This is a genomic window from Amycolatopsis sp. AA4 (assembly GCF_002796545.1).
GTDB lineage: Bacteria > Actinomycetota > Actinomycetes > Mycobacteriales > Pseudonocardiaceae > Amycolatopsis.
This window is the reverse complement of record NZ_CP024894.1, coordinates 2,497,495-2,514,118: the sequence shown is the minus strand read 5'-3', so window position 1 is coordinate 2,514,118 and position 16,624 is coordinate 2,497,495. Positions and strand designations below refer to the sequence as shown.

Here is a 16,624-nt window from a genome sequence, read left to right as displayed (position 1 = left end):
CTCGATGGCCTAGCCGGTGCAGAGGAACACCCACGCGTGCATCGCGTCCGACTTCACCGGACGAACGCCGTGCTCTCTGGGCGACTTGAGTCGCCGCCGGCACGGCGGGCGCCTGGAGTACGTCCCGAGATTGGGCCCCGTGCCCGGCAGCTCGGGCCGCCGCGCGGTCCGCCGGACGTCCGGGCAAGATGATGCCACCGACCCGACCGGAAGGACTCCCATGCAGCCCGGCGACCTCGCCCCCGACTTCACCCTCCCCGACGACCAAGGCGTCGAACGCACCCTGTCGGCCCTCCTCGCCGACGGTCCGGTCGTGCTCTTCTTCTACCCCGCCGCGATGACGACCGGGTGCACCGCCGAAAGCTGTCACTTCCGGGACTTGGCCGCGGAATTCGCCGAGGCGGGCGCGCAGCGCGTCGGCATCAGCCCGGACGCCGTCGGCAAGCAGCGGGAATTCTCCGCGAAGCACGGGTTCGACTACCCGCTGCTGTCCGATGTGGACGGTACGGTGGCCAAGCAGTTCGGCGTATGGCGCAAAATCCTGCCCCTGCACACGAAACGGCAGACGTTCGTGATCGGGGAGGACCGGCGGGTGCTGGACGTGATCAAGAGCGAGCTGAACTTCACGGCGCACGCGGATCGGGCGTTGAAGGTGCTTCGGGAGCGCGCGGACGCCTGACCGGCACGCTGCTTCGCGCGAAAATCGATCTCGAAAAATCTGCCGAAGGGCGACCAGGCGACGCCGGTGCGAGCGATATAGAGGTCGTGAGTTTCGAGCGCGAAGGAGACCCGAGATGACCAACCATGGGGAACCCGCATCCGGCGAGGAGTGGGTGGTCGTTCGCCGTCCCGGCATCGTCCGGCTCGCTGACTCCGCGCTGCGGGCCAGAATCGCCTCGGCGCGGGCCCGCCGCCGGGGCGACACCATGATCGGCCTGGTGGCGACCGCGGCGCGGGCGGGTGCGAATGCCAAGGTGCATTCGCACGAGCCGGACGGGGCCAAGTGGACGGTCACGGTGATCGCGAAAGGCACCGCCCGGTGACCGACCCGGCCGAGAGCGAATCGCCGTCCGGGCATGACGGAAGGGATCCGCTGGCTGTCGTTCTCGCGCTCGACCAGGTGCAGGACAGATTGCACAGCTACGTCCGACGGCGGATTTCCGACGTGCACGACGCCGAAGCGGTGTACTGGGAGACCTTCGAAGCGTTCAGCGCGTACGTCGACGCCAGGCCGTGTCCGCCGGCTGATTTCTGTCGGCTGCTTTTCGGCATCGCGAGCAAGAAGGTGGCCGACTACTGGCGCGCGGAACGGCGAAGGCGGCACAGCATTCTCGTCGAGCCCTCGGACGCCCACCTGCTCGCTCAGAAATGGTCGAGCCCGTACGAGACGGTGGAGCAACGCGTCGACTTGGTTCGCGCCGTGGCGGAAGCACCGCTGGACGACCGGATGCGACGAGCGCTCGTCCTGGTCGCCGTCGATCAGCTTTCCCAGGACGAGGCAGCCGCGGTCATGGGCATTCACCGCAGCAAAATCCGGCGGCTGCTGGCCAAAGCCGGCGAGGTCATTCGTTCGCATGGGCGACTCGACGAATACGCCGGAGCAGACGGAGCAGAGCGCACGAGGCGAGAGAGCCCGGGGGTACAGCCGTGAACGACGACATCATCGACGAGTTGATCCGCGCCGGAGAGCACTCGGTGCCGCCCCGGCCAGCGCACTTGCGGGTCAGCGCGGCACAACTCCGTGCGCGGCTGGCTGCGAAACAGCCGGAAGAACTCGCTCGACTCGTCGAATACGCGCGGAAAGCGCACTCCGACATCGTCAACGCGTCCCGTCACGACAGTCAGGAGCAGGCGGACAAGCCGCCTCTCCGCGACAAGATCGTGGTGGCGGGCGGAACCGGGGTGGGAAAGTCCGCTTTTGTGGCTTCCGCTTCCACGGAATTACCCAGCACCAGCGAGAATCCGAAGCGAATTCCCGCCGATCGGGGAAAACTGGTACTGGCAGCCGAGTTATCGCTCCAGCTGTTCGGCATGCCGGATCCGTTCCAGTTCAGCGCCGAATACGAAAGCATCGCCGAAAACGCACTGGGCGGAATCGTCCTGGTCTCCCCCAGCCGGTTAGCTGACGCGTTCCCGCATATCGATTACCTGGAAAGCCACGGCATCCCCTACGTCGTGGCGGTCACCAGGGCCGACGGCCACACCGTCGAGGAGGTCCGCCGAGCGTTGGTGCTCAAGGAGACCGTGCAGGTCAAGCTATGCGACCCGCGCGCCGCCGAGTCAGCGAGGAGCGTGCTGGCCGCCCTGATCGAAGAGGCCGCGCGGCTTCACTATTCGCCGGGGCGGAACCTGCCGGAGGAATTGCGTCTGGCCGCCAGTCGGACCTTGACCTGACGGGGGCGCCGGTTCGGCCAAACCGAACCGGCGCCGTCGCCGCGTCGCGAAAAAGCCGCCTTATGCGGGCCGCTCGAGCCGCCAAATCACATTCACCCCGCTGCACGCCGACGGCAGCGGCGGTTCCGCCTTCTCCTCCCCCACTCGGGAAAACCCCAGCCGCTCCGGAACCGCGCCGCTGCGGACGTTTCGCAGATCGTGCTTGATCAGCACGTGCGAAGCGTCGAGCTGCCAAGCCAAAGAGACCAGCAAAGCACTCGCCCGCGTCACATAACCCTTGCCGGTCTGGGACTTCGCCAGCCAGTACCCGATTTCCCACCCGTCATCCCGGCGCATCAGGCCGCAACTGCCCGCCAGTTCGCCGTCCGGGGTGAAGATCGCGTAGTTGTATTCCTCGCCGCTTTCCCACTGCGCGGCGGCCCGTGCCAGGAACTCCTTGCCCTTGGCCTCGTCGTAGCCGTCGATCGCCCAGGGCATCCACGCGGCCAAGTGGTCCAGGGATCCCACGACGGCCGCCACCTGGGTGTCCTGATGTTCCGAGCGCCAGCGAACGAGGGTGACCACACCGTCGGTGAGAGTTTCCATGCGAAACATCCTGACAGCAGAAACGGCGGCAGGCTCGCGAATTTCGCGAAGCCCGCCGCCGTCCGCCGAAAGCGGTCAGTTCACCACGATGTCCTTGGGCACCTCGGTGTCATTCTTCAGCGCGTCGAACAGCTGCGCCGACTTCTTCTTGTCCCAGTGCTGCGCCGAAGCGTCGGTGAGCGGCACCGTCGTGGTCGTGACCCCGTCGGAGGAAATGCCGCGCATCGCGAACGCCAGGCCGACCAGGTTGTGCACGTGGTCGCCGGTGTCCATGGTCAGCGCGTCCGGCGCGGAGCCCAGCAGCGGGAAGAAGTCGAACGGGTTCAGCAGCGTCCCCGGGCTCGCCACCTGGCTCACCAAGGCGCCGATGAACTTCCGCTGGTTCGCCACCCGGTCGAGGTCCGAGCGCGGCGTCGCGTCGCTGTGCCGCATCCGGACGAACCCGAGCGCGGACCGGCCGTCGAGCTTCTGGCAGCCCGCCTTGATCTCGATGCCGGTCATCGTGTCGTTCATGTCCTTGTCGATGCACATGTCGACCCCGCCGATCGCGTCGACGATCTTCGCGAAGCCGCCGAAGCCGATCTCCGCGTAGTGGTCCATGCGCAGCCCGGTGGCCTGTTCGACCGTCTGGACCAGCAGTTTCGGCCCGCCGAGCGCGAACGCGGCGTTGATCTTGCTCGTGCCGTGGCCGGGGATCTTGACCTGCGAGTCGCGCGGCAGGCTCAGCAGCGTCGGCTTCGTCGAATTGTCCGGAAGGTGCGCGATCATGATCGTGTCGGTGCGCTGGCCGCCCGCCTCGCCGGTGTCGCCGGTGGCCAGCCGCTCCTCGTCCTCGGCGCTCAGGCCCTGGCGACTGTCCGAGCCGACGATCAGCCAGTTCGTGCCCGACGCCGCGGCCGGGCGCCCGGAGTAGTCGCCGATCGCGTCCACCCGGTTGATGGTGAACTCCAGATACGCCCAGACCCCGGCGAGGAACAGCACGAACACGACGAGCAGCGTCGTCAGGATCTTGCCGACGCTCCACCGGCGGCGACGGCGCGGCCGCGGCTGCCTGCCCCCGTACTCCGGCGGATCCTGCCTCGGCGGCCCCGGCGGCGGGGGCGGGGCCTCGCCGCGGGCGCCCATCGGCCGGGTGCGGCCGTCATACGGGCTCTGCCCTCTCCCCGGCAGCGGCAGCATCTGCGCCCGCTGCTGCTGGCGCGGGCGTGCGGGGGGCTGCGGTGGCCGGGGCGGCATCCGCCGCCTGCCGTCGTCGCCTCCGTACGTCATGGGCCTGTCTCCCCGATCCGGTGTAGCGGCCGCGCAGCAGTCCTGCACGGTCCTCCTGCGGTGGACGTGCGGGACCCTACGCGGGTTGTCCCGGCGAGGTGAGACGGCCTCAGCGCGGGTCGGCGAACCCGAACTGGTGGACCTTCAGATGACCGGACCGGAACCCGGCCTCGGAGTAGGCCAGATAGAACTCCCACATCCGCCGGAACACGTCGTCGAACCCGAAGCCGCGGATGTCGTCCCAGCGCTGCTGGAAGCGGTCCCGCCACAGCTTGAGCGTGCGGGCGTAGTCCTGGCCGAACTCGCGCATCCCGGCCAGCTTCAGCCGGGTGTTCTCCCGCATCCCGTCCTCGATCGCCTGCACCGACGGGATGATGCCGCCGGGGAAGACGTACTTGTGGATCCACGTGTAGGACTTCGCCGAGGCCAGCATCCGGTCGTGGTCCATGGTGATCGCCTGCAGGCCGAACCGCCCGCCCGGGCGCAGCCGCTTGCCGATGGTGGAGAAGAACGTGGGCCAGTAGGATGCGCCGACCGCCTCGATCATCTCCACGCTGACCACGGAGTCGTACTCGCCGGTGGCCTCGCGGTAGTCGCACAGCCGCACGTCGACGCGGTCGGAGAAGCCCGCCTCGGCGATCCGGGCGTCGGCGAGCACCTTCTGCTCCTGCGAGATGGTCAGCGACGTCACCTTCGCGCCGCGCGAGGCCGCCCGGATGGACAGTTCACCCCATCCGGTGCCGATCTCCAGCACCTCGCTGCCCTCGCGGACGCCGGCGTAGTCGAGGACGCTGTCGAGCTTGCGGTGCTGCGCCTGGGTGAGCGTGTCCCCCGGCCCGAACAGCGCCGAGGAGTACATCATGGACTCGTCCAGGAAGGCGCTGAACAGGTCGTTCGACAGGTCGTAGTGCCGGTGGATGTTCGACCGCGCGCCCTCGATCGTGTTCTCCTCGTCGGACGGCTGCATGCGCTCGGCGAACCGGCGGAACCGCTGCAGGAACGGCGGCACGAGCGTGGCGAGCCGCTCGGCGAAGGGGGTCAGCACGCCGGCCAGGTCGTCCGCGGTCCAGTCGCCGACCAGGTACGCCTCGCCGAAGCCGATCTTCGCGTCGGCCCCGAGCCGGTGGAAGAACGCCGCGGGCCGGTGGATGCGCATTTCCGGCGCGTCCGGGCCGCCCGCGCCGAGCACCGTGCCGTCCGGGAACGCGACGCGCACGTCCAGAGATTTCACCGCGTGCCGGAACAGCGCCTCGGCCGCGCGCGCCCGCAGCGGCGAATGCGGCGGCGTGGCGAGACCGGGCCATCGGGATTCGTCGGGCACCGGCTGCGAGACCACCGTCGGATCGACTCGTGACGTGGACAAGACACTCCCTCCGAACGGGCTTTCGAGCCCTTCCCCATGATATTCCCGCTTCGTCCCCGCTGCCTTCGCGACCGGGCCGTGCCCTCCGGTTACCCCGGAATGCGCAACCGGTCGCCGGAAGGGCGGGACCAGGCCTGACGAAGAGTCTCGTCCGTCTCGCCCACTCCGATCCGGTCCAGTGTGAAAGCACACATCAGCCGGGTCCAGACCGCGGGACGACGGAGCATCGAATGGCCCTCGCCGGCGATCTCGAACCGCGCGACCAGGTCGGTGACCTCGCGGGCGCGCGCGGCGAAGGCGTAGGACTCGGCGGGCGACGTCATCCGGTCGCGAGTGCCGTGCGCGATCAGCACCGCACGGCCCGCCACGGCGTCCACCGGCTCGCCCGGCGGCGTCCACGGGGCCATCGCGCACACCCCGGTCACCGCCGGATCGTCGGCGACGCGCAGCGCGACGCGGCCGCCCATCGAGTGTCCGACGAGGACCACCGGGACCCCGGGATGCTCGGCGCGGATCTGTTCCAGTGCCCAGCGCGCGTCCGGCACCGGGCTTTCCATCCGCCCGTTCCAGCCGTACAACCGGTTCCGCATCAGCCGGACTTCCAGGCCGTGCCGGCGTCCGGCGCGGTGCAGCGAGCGGGCCAGCGGCACCATCCGCTGATACGCCAGCCGCCACGGCTGGACGACCGCGGTGCTGCTTTCGGCCCCGCCGTGCAACACGAGCGCCACCGCGCGGGTCTGCCCGGGGGCCCGCCACCCGCGCACAGCCGGATCCGCCTGGCCGCCTTGCCGTTTCCCGTTCACCGGCACCCCCATTCCGATCAACTCCACGGTAATCCACCACGAAGCGTGTCCACCCGATAGATTCGGTGCCCGGACCCGCGAGGAAGGGCAGGTGTGGTGAGCGCCACGGATCTCGTGAAGAGCACTTCGGACCATCTGGCGGCGGCCGCGGAGGCCAACGCCGCGCAGGTTTCCGCCGCTGCCGACCTGCTGCTGGGGGTGATCCGGGCCGACGCGCTGGTCTTCACCGCGGGCGCCGGGCACTCGCTCGCGGCGGTCGCCGAGACGTTCTACCGCGCGGGCGGCCTCGCCTGCGTGTATCCGGTCTATCACCCGGAACTGCTGCCGCTGCACGGCGCGCAGCAGAGCACGCGCACCGAGCGCCGTTCCGGGCTCGCCGAAGAAGTACTGGCCGAACGCGCGCCGGGACCGGACGACGTGCTGGTCGTGTTCTCCACGTCCGGCGTGAATCCGTACCCGGTCGAACTGGCCGCCGGCGCGCGCCGCCGGGGCGCCGCGGTGATCGCCGTGACGTCGCGGGCTTGCGTGGCCGCCGCGCCGCGCCGGTCGGCCACGACGTTGGTCGAGGAAGGCACTGTGGTGCTGGATTCGCTGGTGATCCCCGGCGACGCCAGCTATCCGGCTTCCGCGCCGCGCACCGGTCCACTGTCCACTGTGGTCAATGCGTCCCTGTGGAACCTGATCCTGACCGAGGTTTACGACCGGGGCACCGCGGAGGGGCTCGACGTTCCGCTGTGGCGCAGCTCCAATGTGGAGGGTGGCGACGCGGCGAACGCGGCGCTGCTGGCCAAGTACGAACCGCGGGTTCCCGCACTGCGCTGACCCGCGAGGTACGTGAGGGGAACCCTGAGGGACTCTGAGTCCCTCAGGGTTCCCCTCACGTACGTCCGCAGGGCTTACGCCGCAGCAGGCTCTTCCGAGAACTGCGTGTGGTACAGCTCCGCGTACCGGCCTTCCCGAGCCAGCAGTTCCTCGTGCGTGCCGCGTTCCACGATGTTCCCGTTTTCCACCACCAGGATCAGGTCCGCCGCCCGCACGGTCGACAGCCGGTGCGCGATCACCAGCGACGTCCGGCCTTCCAGCGCGCCGGTCAGAGCCTCGCCGACCGCCGCCTCGGATTCCGAGTCCAGGTGCGCGGTCGCCTCGTCCAGCACGACGACCTTCGGCTGGGCCAGCAGCAAGCGCGCGATGGTCAGCCGCTGCCGTTCGCCTCCGGAGAGGCGGTAGCCGCGTTCGCCGACGGTCGTGTCGAGTCCGTCCGGCAGCGAGCGCACCAGGTCGCCCAGCCGCGCCTTCTCCAGCGCGGCCCAGATCTCGTCGTCGGCGACGTCCGGGCGCGCGTAGCTCAGGTTGGCCCGGATCGTGTCGTGGAACAGGTGCCCGTCCTGCGTCACCACGCCGACGGTTTGGCGCAGCGAAGCGAAACTCAGGTCCTTGACGTCCACATCGGACAGCCGGACCGAACCGGCGTCCACGTCGTACAGCCGCGGCAGCAGCGAAGCGATCGTCGACTTCCCCGCGCCGGACGAACCGACCAGCGCGACCATCTGCCCGGCCTCCGCGCGGAAGCTGATGCCGTGCAGCACCTCGTCGCCGCCCCGGGTGTCCAAAGTGGCCACGTCCTCCAGCGACGCGAGCGAGAACTTGTCCGCCGCCGGGTACCCGAACTTCACGTCGGAGAACTCGACCGAGACCCCGCCCTCGGGCAGCTTCTTCGGCTCGGCCGGTTCCTTGATCATCGGCTCCAGGTCCAGCACCTCGAAGACCCGCTCGAACGACACCAGCGCGGTCATCACGTCCACGCGCACGTTCGCGAGCGCGGTCAGCGGCGTGTACAGCCGGGTCAGCAGCAGCGCCAGCGCCACCACGGTGCCCGGTTCGAGCTTCCCGGTGAGCGCCAGGTAGCCGCCGAGGCCGTAGACCAGCGCCTGCGCGAGCGCGGACACGAGCGTCAGGCTCGTCATGAACCAGCGCGTCAGCATCGCGGTGCGGACGCCGATGTCGCGCACCCGTCCGGCGCGCAGGCCGAAGTCGGCCACCTCCTGGCGCGGGCGGCCGAAGAGCTTCACCAGCGTGGCGCCCGGCGCGGAGAACCGTTCGGTCATCTGCGTGGTCATCCCGGCGTTGAGCTGCGCGGCCTCGCGCTGCAGTCCGGCCATGCGCCGGCCGAGCCGCCGGGCGGGCAGCACGAAAATCGGCAACAGCACCAGCGCGACGAGCGTGACCTGCCAGGAGAGCGACATCATCACCACCAGCGACAGCGCCAGCTGGATCACATTGGTGACCAAACCGGACAAAGTCGCGGTGAACGTGCGCTGCGCGCCGATCACGTCGTTGTTGAGCCTGCTGACCAGCGCACCGGTGCGGGTGCGCGTGAAAAACGCGATCGGCAGCTTCTGCACGTGGCCGAACACCGCCACGCGCAGGTCGTAGATGATGCCCTCGCCGATCCGGGCCGACTGCCAGCGTTCGGCGAGCCCGAACCCGGCGTCGAGGATCGCCAGCGTCGCGATCACCACCGACAGCCAGATCACCACGTTCAGCTCGTGCCCGCCGACGATCGCGTCGACCACCTTGCCCGCGAGCACCGGCGTCGTCACCGCGAGCACCGCCGAGATCACGGTGAGCACCAGGAAGGCCAGCAGCCGCTTCCAGTGCGGCCGGGCGAACCGCGCGACCCGGCGGACCGTGCCCCGGGTCAGCGCTTTCGGCGCGTCGCCCGCCCGCATGGCGGAGCTCAGCAGCGCCCAGGTGTTGTCCATGGAGTGTCCCCCAGCTCGTGAAAACCTCTAGATTAGTTGAACTTTTTTCCGGAGATGCCCTGCACAACACCGGGCTGCCCGGCATTCTTCCCGACTCCGGGAACCGGTGCCGGATCTCCCCGGGGCGCCCGCGGCCGGACCGGGGCACGGGCGGCGGTCCCCGGCTCGGTAGCCTGGCGTTTCGGGGTCGGCGAGCCGGGGAGGAAACGCGGGTGCAACTGCTGATGGCCCCTGCGCGCGGCGAGGCGGCCCATCCCGTGCGGGTCGCCGCCTGGGATCTCGTCTTTTATCTCGGCTGCTTCGCCTTCGCTCTCGGCACCGCGCTCGCTTCGGAGTTTTACGGCTACCGGATCTGGGGCAATTTCGCCGTCGCCGGATACGGATTGGCGGCCGCGCACAGCGCCTGGCTGACCATTTCCGCGCGCCGCGGAATGCAAACTAACGGCAAATTCGGTTCCCGCTGGATCGGAATCGGCGCGGTCGTCGTACTCGCGATGTGCGCGCCGTTGCTGATGCTCGTGATCCGGCGGCTGACCGGAACGGACTGGCTGATCACCCCGTTCTCCTGGGCCGCGCAGCCCGAGGTGTGGGTGATCGAGCGCAGCGCGAATCTGTTGCTGCAGCACGGAACCCCGTACGTCGACATCACCACGCTGCACCGCGCACCGGAAGTGAACGACTACACCCCGTACGGCCCGGTGATGACCGTCTTCGGGCTGCCGCGCGCGTTGTTCGGCGGCAGTCCCGTCCTCAATGCACTGACCGACGCGCGCTGGATGTTCGCGCTGGCCGCGGTGCTCTGCGCGTACGCGTCCTGGCGGCTGCTGAACCGGCCTCGCCTTCCGGTTTTCGCCGCACAGCTCGCGATCGCCTGCCCGCTCACCGCGCTGACCTGGGCGGTGGCCGGACCGGACCTCGCGATCGTCGGCCAGCTCGTGCTGACGTTCGCGCTCGCCGCGACGGGACGTCCAGGATGGACCGGGTTCGTGCTGGCGCTGGTGATCAGCGCGAAACTCATCGTCGCGCCGGCGGCCGCGGTGCTCGCGGTATTCGTTTACCGGCGTGCTCGCGGCGAAAATCCTTGGGCGGCAACGGGTCGCTTCGCGGGCGCGCTGGCCGCGGCGACGATCGCGCTGCATCTGCCGGTGTATCTGGCGAACCCGGCGGCGTTCACCGAGCACGTGATCCGCTTTCCGCTCGGCATGGGCGCGGTCCGCTCCCCCGCGGCGAGCCCGCTGCCCGGGCATCTGATCGCGCAGGCCGGGCCGGCCGGCGCCGCGATTTCCCTGGTGCTGGTGGGTCTCGCGGCGGTGGCGATGCTGGTCTGGCTGGCACGCCGGCCCCCCGCGACGGGATCCGCTGCACTGACGCGAACCGCCGTCGGACTCGGCGCGTTGATCCTGCTTACCCCGGCCACCCGGTACGGCTACCTCGTGTACCCGCTGGTACTCCTCGGCGCCGCGCTGACCTTCCGGGCCTCCGGACCGACCGCGCGCCCCCCGCGCAACGGCCGCGCTGACGCTACTTCTTCTTGACCCGCGTGGCCCCGCCGCGCCCCCGCAGCTGGACCCCGGACTCCGACAGCACCCGGTGGACGAACCCGTAGGACCGTCCGGTGGATTCGGCCAGAGCCCGGATGCTCGAGCCCTTCTCGTATTTCTTCTTCAGGTCAGCGGCCAGCTTGTCGCGCGTGTTGCCGGTGATCCGCGCGCCTTTCTTGAGATCAGCCACGTCGATCGCCTTCCCGCCGAGTGGTTGTTCCGGGCCATTCGCGGCCCCTGCCGGGGCAATGATCGAACACTCCGCGCCGGATTGCCAGACGACAGCCGTAAAACGATCGAAACCGCGATCACATTGGGCCATTCCAGTGCTGTACCCGACACGGTCAGCACCCGAACGGACGCACTCGGTCAGGCAAGCTGGACAAGTTCCAGATAATCCGCGGACCAGTGGTCCTCGGTGCCGTCCGGAAGCAGGATCACGCGCTCGGGTTCGAGCGCCTCGACCGCGCCCGGGTCGTGCGTCACCAGCACGACGGCGCCGGCGAAGCTGCGCAGCGCGTCGAGAACCTGCGCGCGGCTGGCCGGGTCCAGGTTGTTCGTCGGCTCGTCCAGCAGCAGCACATTGGCTTGGCTGGACACGAGTCCAGCGAGCGCGAGCCGCGTCTTCTCGCCGCCGGACAGGGTTCCGGCCGGCTGGTCGAGCTGTTCGCCGGTGAACAGGAAGGACCCGAGCAGGTTCCGCAGCTCCTGCGCGCCGGTGTCCGGCGCGAGATGGCGGATGTTTTCCCACACCGACGCTTCGTGGTCGAGAGTTTCGTGTTCCTGTGCGTAATAGCCCAAACGCAATCCGTGACCCGGTTCGACGGATCCGGTGTCCGGCGTTTCCATTCCGCCGAGCAACCGGAGCAGGGTCGTCTTTCCGGCGCCGTTCAATCCGAGCACCACGACCTTCGAACCGCGGTCGATCGCGAGATCGACGCCGGTGAAGATTTCGAGCGAACCGTACGACTTGGACAATCCGTCGGCGGTCAGCGGCGTGCGCCCGCACGGGGCCGGGTCCGGGAACTTGATCCGGGCGACCTTGTCCGCCTGGCGCGTCTCGTCGAGCGAGGACAGCATCTGCTCCGCGCGCCGGGCCATGTTCTTGGCCGCGACGGCCTTGGTCGCCTTCGCGCCGAGCTTCGCGGCCTGCGCCTGCAGCGCGGACGCCTTCTTCTCGGCGTTCGCGCGCTCGCGGCGGCGGCGCTTCTCGTCGGTGGCGCGCGCGTCGAGGTAGCGCTGCCAGCTCATGTTGTAGATGTCGATCTCGCCGCGCGTGGCGTCGAGGAACCACACCTTGTTCACGACGTCGCCGAGCAGTTCGACGTCGTGGCTGATCACCACGAGCCCGCCGTCGTGCTGCTTGAGGAAGCCGCGCAGCCAGTTGATCGAGTCGGCGTCGAGGTGGTTGGTCGGCTCGTCCAGCAGCAGGATCGTCTCGGATTTGCCGCCCGCGCCCGCCTCGGCGGCGGCGAACAGGATGCGCGCCAGCTCGACGCGGCGGCGCTGGCCGCCGGACAGCGTGCTGAGCGTCTGGGACAGGATCCGGTCGGCGAGGCCGAGGTTCGAGCAGATCCGCGCGGCCTCGCTCTCGGCGGCGTACCCGCCGAGCGAGGAGAACCGCTCCTCCAGCCGCGCGTAGCGGTTGATCGCCTTGTCCCGCTGCTTGTCGTCGACCAGCTCGGACATGGCGGTCTGCGCCTTTTCCATGTCGCGCAGCAGGGTGTCGAGCCCGCGCGCGGACAGCACGCGGTCCTTCGCGGTGACCGACAGGTCGCCCTCGCGCGGGTCCTGCGGCAGATAGCCGAGTTCGCCGCTGCGCCGGACGTCGCCGGCGTGCGGTTCGCCCTCGCCCGCGAGGACTTTCAGCGAGGTGGTCTTGCCCGCGCCGTTGCGGCCGACGAGGCCGATGCGGTCGCCGGACTGGATGCGGAGGGTGGCGCCGTTGAGCAGGATGCGCGAACCGGCGCGCAGCTCAAGGCCAGTGGCCGTGATCAACAGAACTCCCGGATACGGGGGCGGTCAGGTGGACGTGCTGGAGCGCCCCGGCACCGCGCGCGATGCGGGGCGGGCGGCTACTCTCTCTGGATCCGCACCAATACCCGGTTGACCACGCCTCCAGTGTACGGGTCGGGGTCGAACGGTTTTCGCGGCCGTGTCCGGATTCACTCGCGCCCCGCTGCCGGATCCCTCACCACCAGCTCGACGGCACGCGCTCGCAGTGCCGCTTCGGCCAGCACCTCGCGGCGGGGTTCGGGGATTTCCAGCACCCGCGGCTCGGCCCGGTCGAACAACTCGGCGAGCCGTCGGTCAGCGCGCAGTTCGTCCAGCGCGCGACGGTCGCCGCCGAGCAGCACGGCGTCCACTTCGGACAGTCGGGGCAGCAGGACTTCGACGGCGTCTTGCGCGGCCGACTGCAGTGCGGCCCGTGTCTGGCCCTCGCGACGGCGCGCGAAGCGTTGCTGCGACCAGCCGCCCGCCGCGGTTCGGCCTTGCACGTGGTGGCGGTCGGTCCGGGAGAGCACTACGCGGCCGTCGTAAGCGAGCCCGAGCGAATGCCCGCCCTTTCGCACCAGCAGCAGCGCGATCAGCCGCGGTGTTCGCACGTGCTGAAGCAACGGTTCGACGGCCAGACCGGGCCAGTCGCCCTGCTCTCGCAACGGTCCAAACGGGACAGTCGCGGTGGCCGTGGTGCCGTTCTCCGCGGTGACTCGCACGTGGGTCGCGGCGAGAACGGTGGCGCGGACGCCGTCGTTGCGTTCGGCGAAGCGCGCGAACCAGCCGTCGAGCCGTTCGGGCGGGACTTCCACCGCCCGCCCGCCGCCCGCGACCTGCCGTGCCATGCCGGAAACGGTACGGGGCCGCCGCGCGGTGCGACGGCCCCGCATCCTTCTAGGCGAGCTGAGGCCGAACCGGCCCCGTGGTCACCGTCTGGTGCACGTCCGCCGGACGGCCGGCCGGCACGTACCCGTTGACGTGCAGCGAAACGCTGCGGATCGAACCGGTGTCGCCGCTCGTGGTGTCGACGACCTTGAACGTCCACGTGCCGTCCGCCGACGTGCCCGGCTGGCTCTGCGGCGTGACCGGGCGGTAGGTGCCGGTGAACGGCGCGTCCGCGGACCCGGTCGAGCTGAACAGCTTGGCCGCGGAATCGTCGAACACCACCTGGCAGAGGTTGTTGCCGCTGCCGCCGCCCTTCTGGAACAGCGTCGCCGTCGCGCCGGACGGCGAGGTCAGCGTGCCGACCAGGTCGTTGACGTAGGTGTGGTCGATGCCGACCGTGGTCGCCTTTTCCGCCGTGGTGCAGGTGGTGCCGTCGATCGAGAGCGACACCTTCGACGCGGGACCGACTCCGCTCACCACCAGCGGAACCGACGCGCCGAGCGGCGAGTTGTCCGGGATCGCGACCGCCGGACCGGCGTAGGCGAACGTCTGCGAAACCGGCGACGGCGTGCCGACCGGGAGCGAGAACGTGCTGGTGCGCGGCGAGTACGCACCAGCGAACGTCACCTTCGCGTTGAGCACCACCGGCGCACCGAGCGGCTGGCTGGCCGGAACCGTGACGGTGAAGTCGTTGATTCCGGTCTGTCCGGGGCTGATCGTGCCGTACGACTTCGCGCGCGGCTCGATCGTGACGCCCGGAGTCGGCGAAGTGAGCACGACGCTCGTGGACACCGCCGTGCCGTCGCCGGTGTTCTTCACCGGCAGCGTGACAGTCGCGGTGTCACCGGGGTTGAGCGTGCTGCCGCCGCTGGGTCCGCGGACCGTCGGCTGACCCGCCTCCGCGTACGGCTGCGGGCTGGCTCCGGTGTACGCCAGCACCTTGTCCGCCAACAACACTCCGGCGCCGGTGAGGTTGTCCGTGCCCGGAGCTTCGATGTCCACCGCGGTCTTGAGGAACGCCTCGCGAATGTCCGAAGAGGACAGTCCAGGGTTGCCGGACAGCACGAGGCTCGCGATCGCGGCGGCGTGCGGCGCCGCGGCCGAGGTGCCGAAGAACGGGTTGAATCCGCTCACCGAGGTGTGCACGCCGTCCGCCGCGGTGATTTCCGGTTTCTGCCGGACCTCTCCTCCGGTCGCCGACACGTTGCCCGGCGTGATCGGGGTGCCGTTGGCTTCGTAGAACACGCGTCGCGGACCGTCCGAGCTGAACCGTTCCGCCTTGCTGGCCGTCGAATACGCCGCCGGATACGGTCCGGTCGGGTTCGGCGGGTCGCCCGGCTCGAGCGGCCGCCCGAACGCCGCCTCGGCCGGCGCCGCGGCGACCGCGAACGCCTTGCGCGCCGCGGCGTGGCCCACGACCGCGCCGGGCGTGGCGTACGCCTTGAGCCCGTCCGCGGAGTCGCGGAACCGGCTGCCGAACGCGGTCAGCGACAGGTATCGGCTCGCCCCGGAGAACTTCACCACGGCGAGCCGCAGGCCGGTGCCGCCGAACAGCGGGGTGGCCAGCTGCTCGTACGGGTCCTGGGTGCCGTTCTGGACGTCCTGGCTGAAGCTCACGACGTTGCCGCGCGCGTCGAGGAGGTAGAGGTCGTAGTCGTCCGCGGCCGCGCCGAGCGGGTCGGACCAGTGCAGCGTCACCGGGATGTTGGCCGACGAGGCGTCCGAGATCGGCTCGAACACCTGCTTTCCGGCCGCACCCGCGAAGTTGTGCGCGGTGCCGGCGAATTTCCCGATCGGGGTGCCCGAATCGACGAAGTCGCCTTCCCAGTGCGCCGCGGTGCCATCGGCGACGTTGCCCTCGTTGCCCGCCGACGAGAAGTAGAGCGCACCGTCGGCTGTCACGTCGTTCACCGCTTGCGCGATGATCCAGTCCTGGAACGGGGATTCCTTGAAGTAAATGACGTCGTCGACGATGACGTCGCAATGCGCTTCGAAGCGGAGCTTGCGGATGTTGTCGGCGAAGCTCGCGTCGGAGGCGAATGCCGTCGCGAAACCGAGCTTCGCGTTCGGGGCGAGGTCGTGGATGATCTCCAGCATCGCGGTGCCCTCGTCACCGCTCCCGGCTTGTCCGGTCAGGACATCGACCACCGGGAGTTCGCCCTTGGTACGGGAAACTTCGAGCGAATCGACGCCGTCGGACAGCGCGCACGCTTTCACGCCGGTACCGGTCACGCCGAACTGCTGGCGCGCGATGTCCGCGTTGTGCGCCCGGTCGCCCGCGCTGACGACCTGAGTTTTGGTTCCGATCGCTTCCTTGAGCTGCCGATCGATCCGATCAGCTTTCTGCTGCTTGGTTTCCGGGTCTTCTTTGGTTATCCGCTGCCGCGCCGTCATCGCCTGGTCCGCGGTTTCGACGTGCTTCACGTCGCCGCGCTTCGCGATCTCCGGCAATGCGGTCAACGGCACCTCGGCGCGAATGCTCGCCGCGGCACTCGACACGGCACGCACCTCGGCCCCGGCCTGGCGCAGGTCGTTGACGAGCCCGTCGCTGACCTTCGTGACGCGGATGTCGACCAGTGCCTTGTCAGCGGCCTTGGCAAGCCCCGGCAACGCGGCCGCGCTCAGGCTCCGCGTGCGCATCTTTTCCTGCACGAGCAGCTTGCTGTCTATTTTGGACTCAGTCGCGGTCTGTCCTGCTTTGACTGCTTGCAAAGCGGCGATCTGCTTGTTCGCCGTGGAGTCCACAGTGGACTCCTGCGCGTCCGCGAGGGGCGGTGCCGCCAGCCCGGCGGCCAGCACCGCCGCGGCGACCACGCCCGTCCGTCTTCTTGTCGAGGCTCCAGGTGAACGGGTACGACGCACGTGCGCCTCCGATCTCACACCGCGTGCCCCGACTCACGCTGGCCAACGCCGGTGATCACCGGCTGGATCCAGCTAAGTACCACTTCTGTCCGGGAAAAACGGCCGTTGGGGTGACGTTGGTGAGGCAATATCCGTTGCCCGCCGGAGGTCGTAGGCCGTTCG

15 protein-coding genes and 1 pseudogene are annotated in these 16,624 nt (G+C 69.5%); 6 read left to right on the top strand and 10 right to left on the bottom strand.

Annotated features, from left to right (window positions below):
• The first annotated feature begins 220 nt into the window (after positions 1-220).
• The 4 genes from CU254_RS11960 to CU254_RS11945 all read left to right on the top strand — a co-directional run bounded on the left by CU254_RS11960 (position 221) and on the right by CU254_RS11945 (position 2,394).
• Positions 221-679 carry a peroxiredoxin gene (locus CU254_RS11960; RefSeq protein WP_009075954.1) on the top strand — a complete coding sequence of 153 codons (459 nt, stop codon included), beginning with the start codon at positions 221-223 and terminating at the stop codon, positions 677-679.
• 115 nt (positions 680-794) lie between these two features.
• Complete coding sequence (locus tag CU254_RS11955) at positions 795-1,043, top strand: hypothetical protein (RefSeq protein WP_009075953.1); 249 nt, start codon at positions 795-797, stop codon at positions 1,041-1,043.
• Entirely contained in the window at positions 1,040-1,651 is a 612-nt protein-coding gene (locus CU254_RS11950) for an RNA polymerase sigma factor (RefSeq protein WP_037713400.1), read from the top strand. Before CU254_RS11955 ends, CU254_RS11950 begins: the two co-directional genes overlap by 4 nt.
• Positions 1,648-2,394 carry a hypothetical protein gene (locus CU254_RS11945; protein ID WP_009075951.1) on the top strand — a complete coding sequence of 249 codons (747 nt, stop codon included), beginning with the start codon at positions 1,648-1,650 and terminating at the stop codon, positions 2,392-2,394. Before CU254_RS11950 ends, CU254_RS11945 begins: the two co-directional genes overlap by 4 nt.
• 60 nt (positions 2,395-2,454) lie before the next feature.
• On the opposite strand, the gene CU254_RS11940 is transcribed toward CU254_RS11945, so the two are convergent.
• From CU254_RS11940 to CU254_RS11925, 4 genes are all read right to left on the bottom strand, one after another.
• Positions 2,455-2,979 carry a GNAT family N-acetyltransferase gene (locus tag CU254_RS11940; RefSeq protein WP_100266764.1) on the bottom strand — a complete coding sequence of 175 codons (525 nt, stop codon included), beginning with the start codon at positions 2,977-2,979 and terminating at the stop codon, positions 2,455-2,457.
• A 75-nt stretch (positions 2,980-3,054) separates the two neighbouring features.
• Positions 3,055-4,248, bottom strand: a complete 1,194-nt coding sequence (locus CU254_RS11935; RefSeq protein WP_037713397.1) for an LCP family protein — start codon at positions 4,246-4,248, stop codon at positions 3,055-3,057.
• A gap of 109 nt (positions 4,249-4,357) precedes the next feature.
• Positions 4,358-5,611 carry a cyclopropane-fatty-acyl-phospholipid synthase family protein gene (locus CU254_RS11930; RefSeq protein WP_009075946.1) on the bottom strand — a complete coding sequence of 418 codons (1,254 nt, stop codon included), beginning with the start codon at positions 5,609-5,611 and terminating at the stop codon, positions 4,358-4,360.
• A gap of 89 nt (positions 5,612-5,700) precedes the next feature.
• The gene (locus tag CU254_RS11925; protein ID WP_009075944.1) at positions 5,701-6,426 is read right to left on the bottom strand and encodes an alpha/beta hydrolase; all 726 of its coding nucleotides are present in this window, start codon (positions 6,424-6,426) and stop codon (positions 5,701-5,703) included.
• An 81-nt stretch (positions 6,427-6,507) separates the two neighbouring features.
• Here CU254_RS11925 and CU254_RS11920 point away from each other — a divergent pair, with 81 nt between their 5' ends.
• Complete coding sequence (locus CU254_RS11920; RefSeq protein ID WP_009075943.1) at positions 6,508-7,236, top strand: sugar isomerase domain-containing protein; 729 nt, start codon at positions 6,508-6,510, stop codon at positions 7,234-7,236.
• Positions 7,237-7,310: 74 nt separating this feature from the next.
• Here the strand turns inward: CU254_RS11920 and CU254_RS11915 are convergent, their stop codons facing one another.
• A complete protein-coding gene (locus CU254_RS11915) occupies positions 7,311-9,176 on the bottom strand; it encodes an ABC transporter ATP-binding protein (RefSeq protein WP_009075942.1) in 1,866 nt (621 codons plus the stop codon).
• 224 nt (positions 9,177-9,400) lie between these two features.
• Here CU254_RS11915 and CU254_RS11910 point away from each other — a divergent pair, with 224 nt between their 5' ends.
• Positions 9,401-10,711 carry a glycosyltransferase 87 family protein gene (locus CU254_RS11910; RefSeq protein ID WP_199841166.1) on the top strand — a complete coding sequence of 437 codons (1,311 nt, stop codon included), beginning with the start codon at positions 9,401-9,403 and terminating at the stop codon, positions 10,709-10,711.
• On the opposite strand, the gene CU254_RS11905 is transcribed toward CU254_RS11910, so the two are convergent.
• The 5 genes and pseudogenes from CU254_RS11905 to CU254_RS11890 all read right to left on the bottom strand — a co-directional run bounded on the left by CU254_RS11905 (position 10,698) and on the right by CU254_RS11890 (position 16,414).
• Positions 10,698-10,907 carry a helix-turn-helix domain-containing protein gene (locus CU254_RS11905; protein WP_003071237.1) on the bottom strand — a complete coding sequence of 70 codons (210 nt, stop codon included), beginning with the start codon at positions 10,905-10,907 and terminating at the stop codon, positions 10,698-10,700. The two genes, CU254_RS11910 and CU254_RS11905, sit on opposite strands and share 14 nt — an antisense overlap.
• A 179-nt stretch (positions 10,908-11,086) precedes the next feature.
• On the bottom strand, positions 11,087-12,013 hold the full coding sequence (locus CU254_RS44905; protein ID WP_369871178.1) for an ABC-F family ATP-binding cassette domain-containing protein: 927 nt from the start codon (positions 12,011-12,013) through the stop codon (positions 11,087-11,089).
• 123 nt (positions 12,014-12,136) lie between these two features.
• Positions 12,137-12,724: pseudogene (locus CU254_RS44900) on the bottom strand (ATP-binding cassette domain-containing protein); the annotation flags it as partial.
• A gap of 158 nt (positions 12,725-12,882) precedes the next feature.
• Positions 12,883-13,560, bottom strand: a complete 678-nt coding sequence (locus tag CU254_RS11895) for an acVLRF1 family peptidyl-tRNA hydrolase (protein WP_037713387.1) — start codon at positions 13,558-13,560, stop codon at positions 12,883-12,885.
• 49 nt (positions 13,561-13,609) lie between these two features.
• Positions 13,610-16,414, bottom strand: a complete 2,805-nt coding sequence (locus tag CU254_RS11890; RefSeq protein ID WP_050788151.1) for a S8 family serine peptidase — start codon at positions 16,412-16,414, stop codon at positions 13,610-13,612.
• Positions 16,415-16,624: the final 210 nt, after the last annotated feature.

What these genes read in the sequence shown, in the direction of transcription:
- CU254_RS11960 (WP_009075954.1), top strand. Translation starts at nt 221, where the DNA reads ATGCAGCCCGGCGACCTCGCCCCCGACTTCACCCTCCCCGACGACCAA.
- CU254_RS11955 (WP_009075953.1), top strand. Translation starts at nt 795, where the DNA reads ATGACCAACCATGGGGAACCCGCATCCGGCGAGGAGTGGGTGGTCGTT.
- CU254_RS11940 (WP_100266764.1), bottom strand. Translation starts at nt 2,979, where the DNA reads ATGGAAACTCTCACCGACGGTGTGGTCACCCTCGTTCGCTGGCGCTCG.
- CU254_RS11935 (WP_037713397.1), bottom strand. Translation starts at nt 4,248, where the DNA reads ATGACGTACGGAGGCGACGACGGCAGGCGGCGGATGCCGCCCCGGCCA.
- CU254_RS11925 (WP_009075944.1), bottom strand. Translation starts at nt 6,426, where the DNA reads ATGGGGGTGCCGGTGAACGGGAAACGGCAAGGCGGCCAGGCGGATCCG.
- CU254_RS11915 (WP_009075942.1), bottom strand. Translation starts at nt 9,176, where the DNA reads ATGGACAACACCTGGGCGCTGCTGAGCTCCGCCATGCGGGCGGGCGAC.
- CU254_RS11910 (WP_199841166.1), top strand. Translation starts at nt 9,401, where the DNA reads ATGGCCCCTGCGCGCGGCGAGGCGGCCCATCCCGTGCGGGTCGCCGCC.
- CU254_RS11895 (WP_037713387.1), bottom strand. Translation starts at nt 13,560, where the DNA reads ATGGCACGGCAGGTCGCGGGCGGCGGGCGGGCGGTGGAAGTCCCGCCC.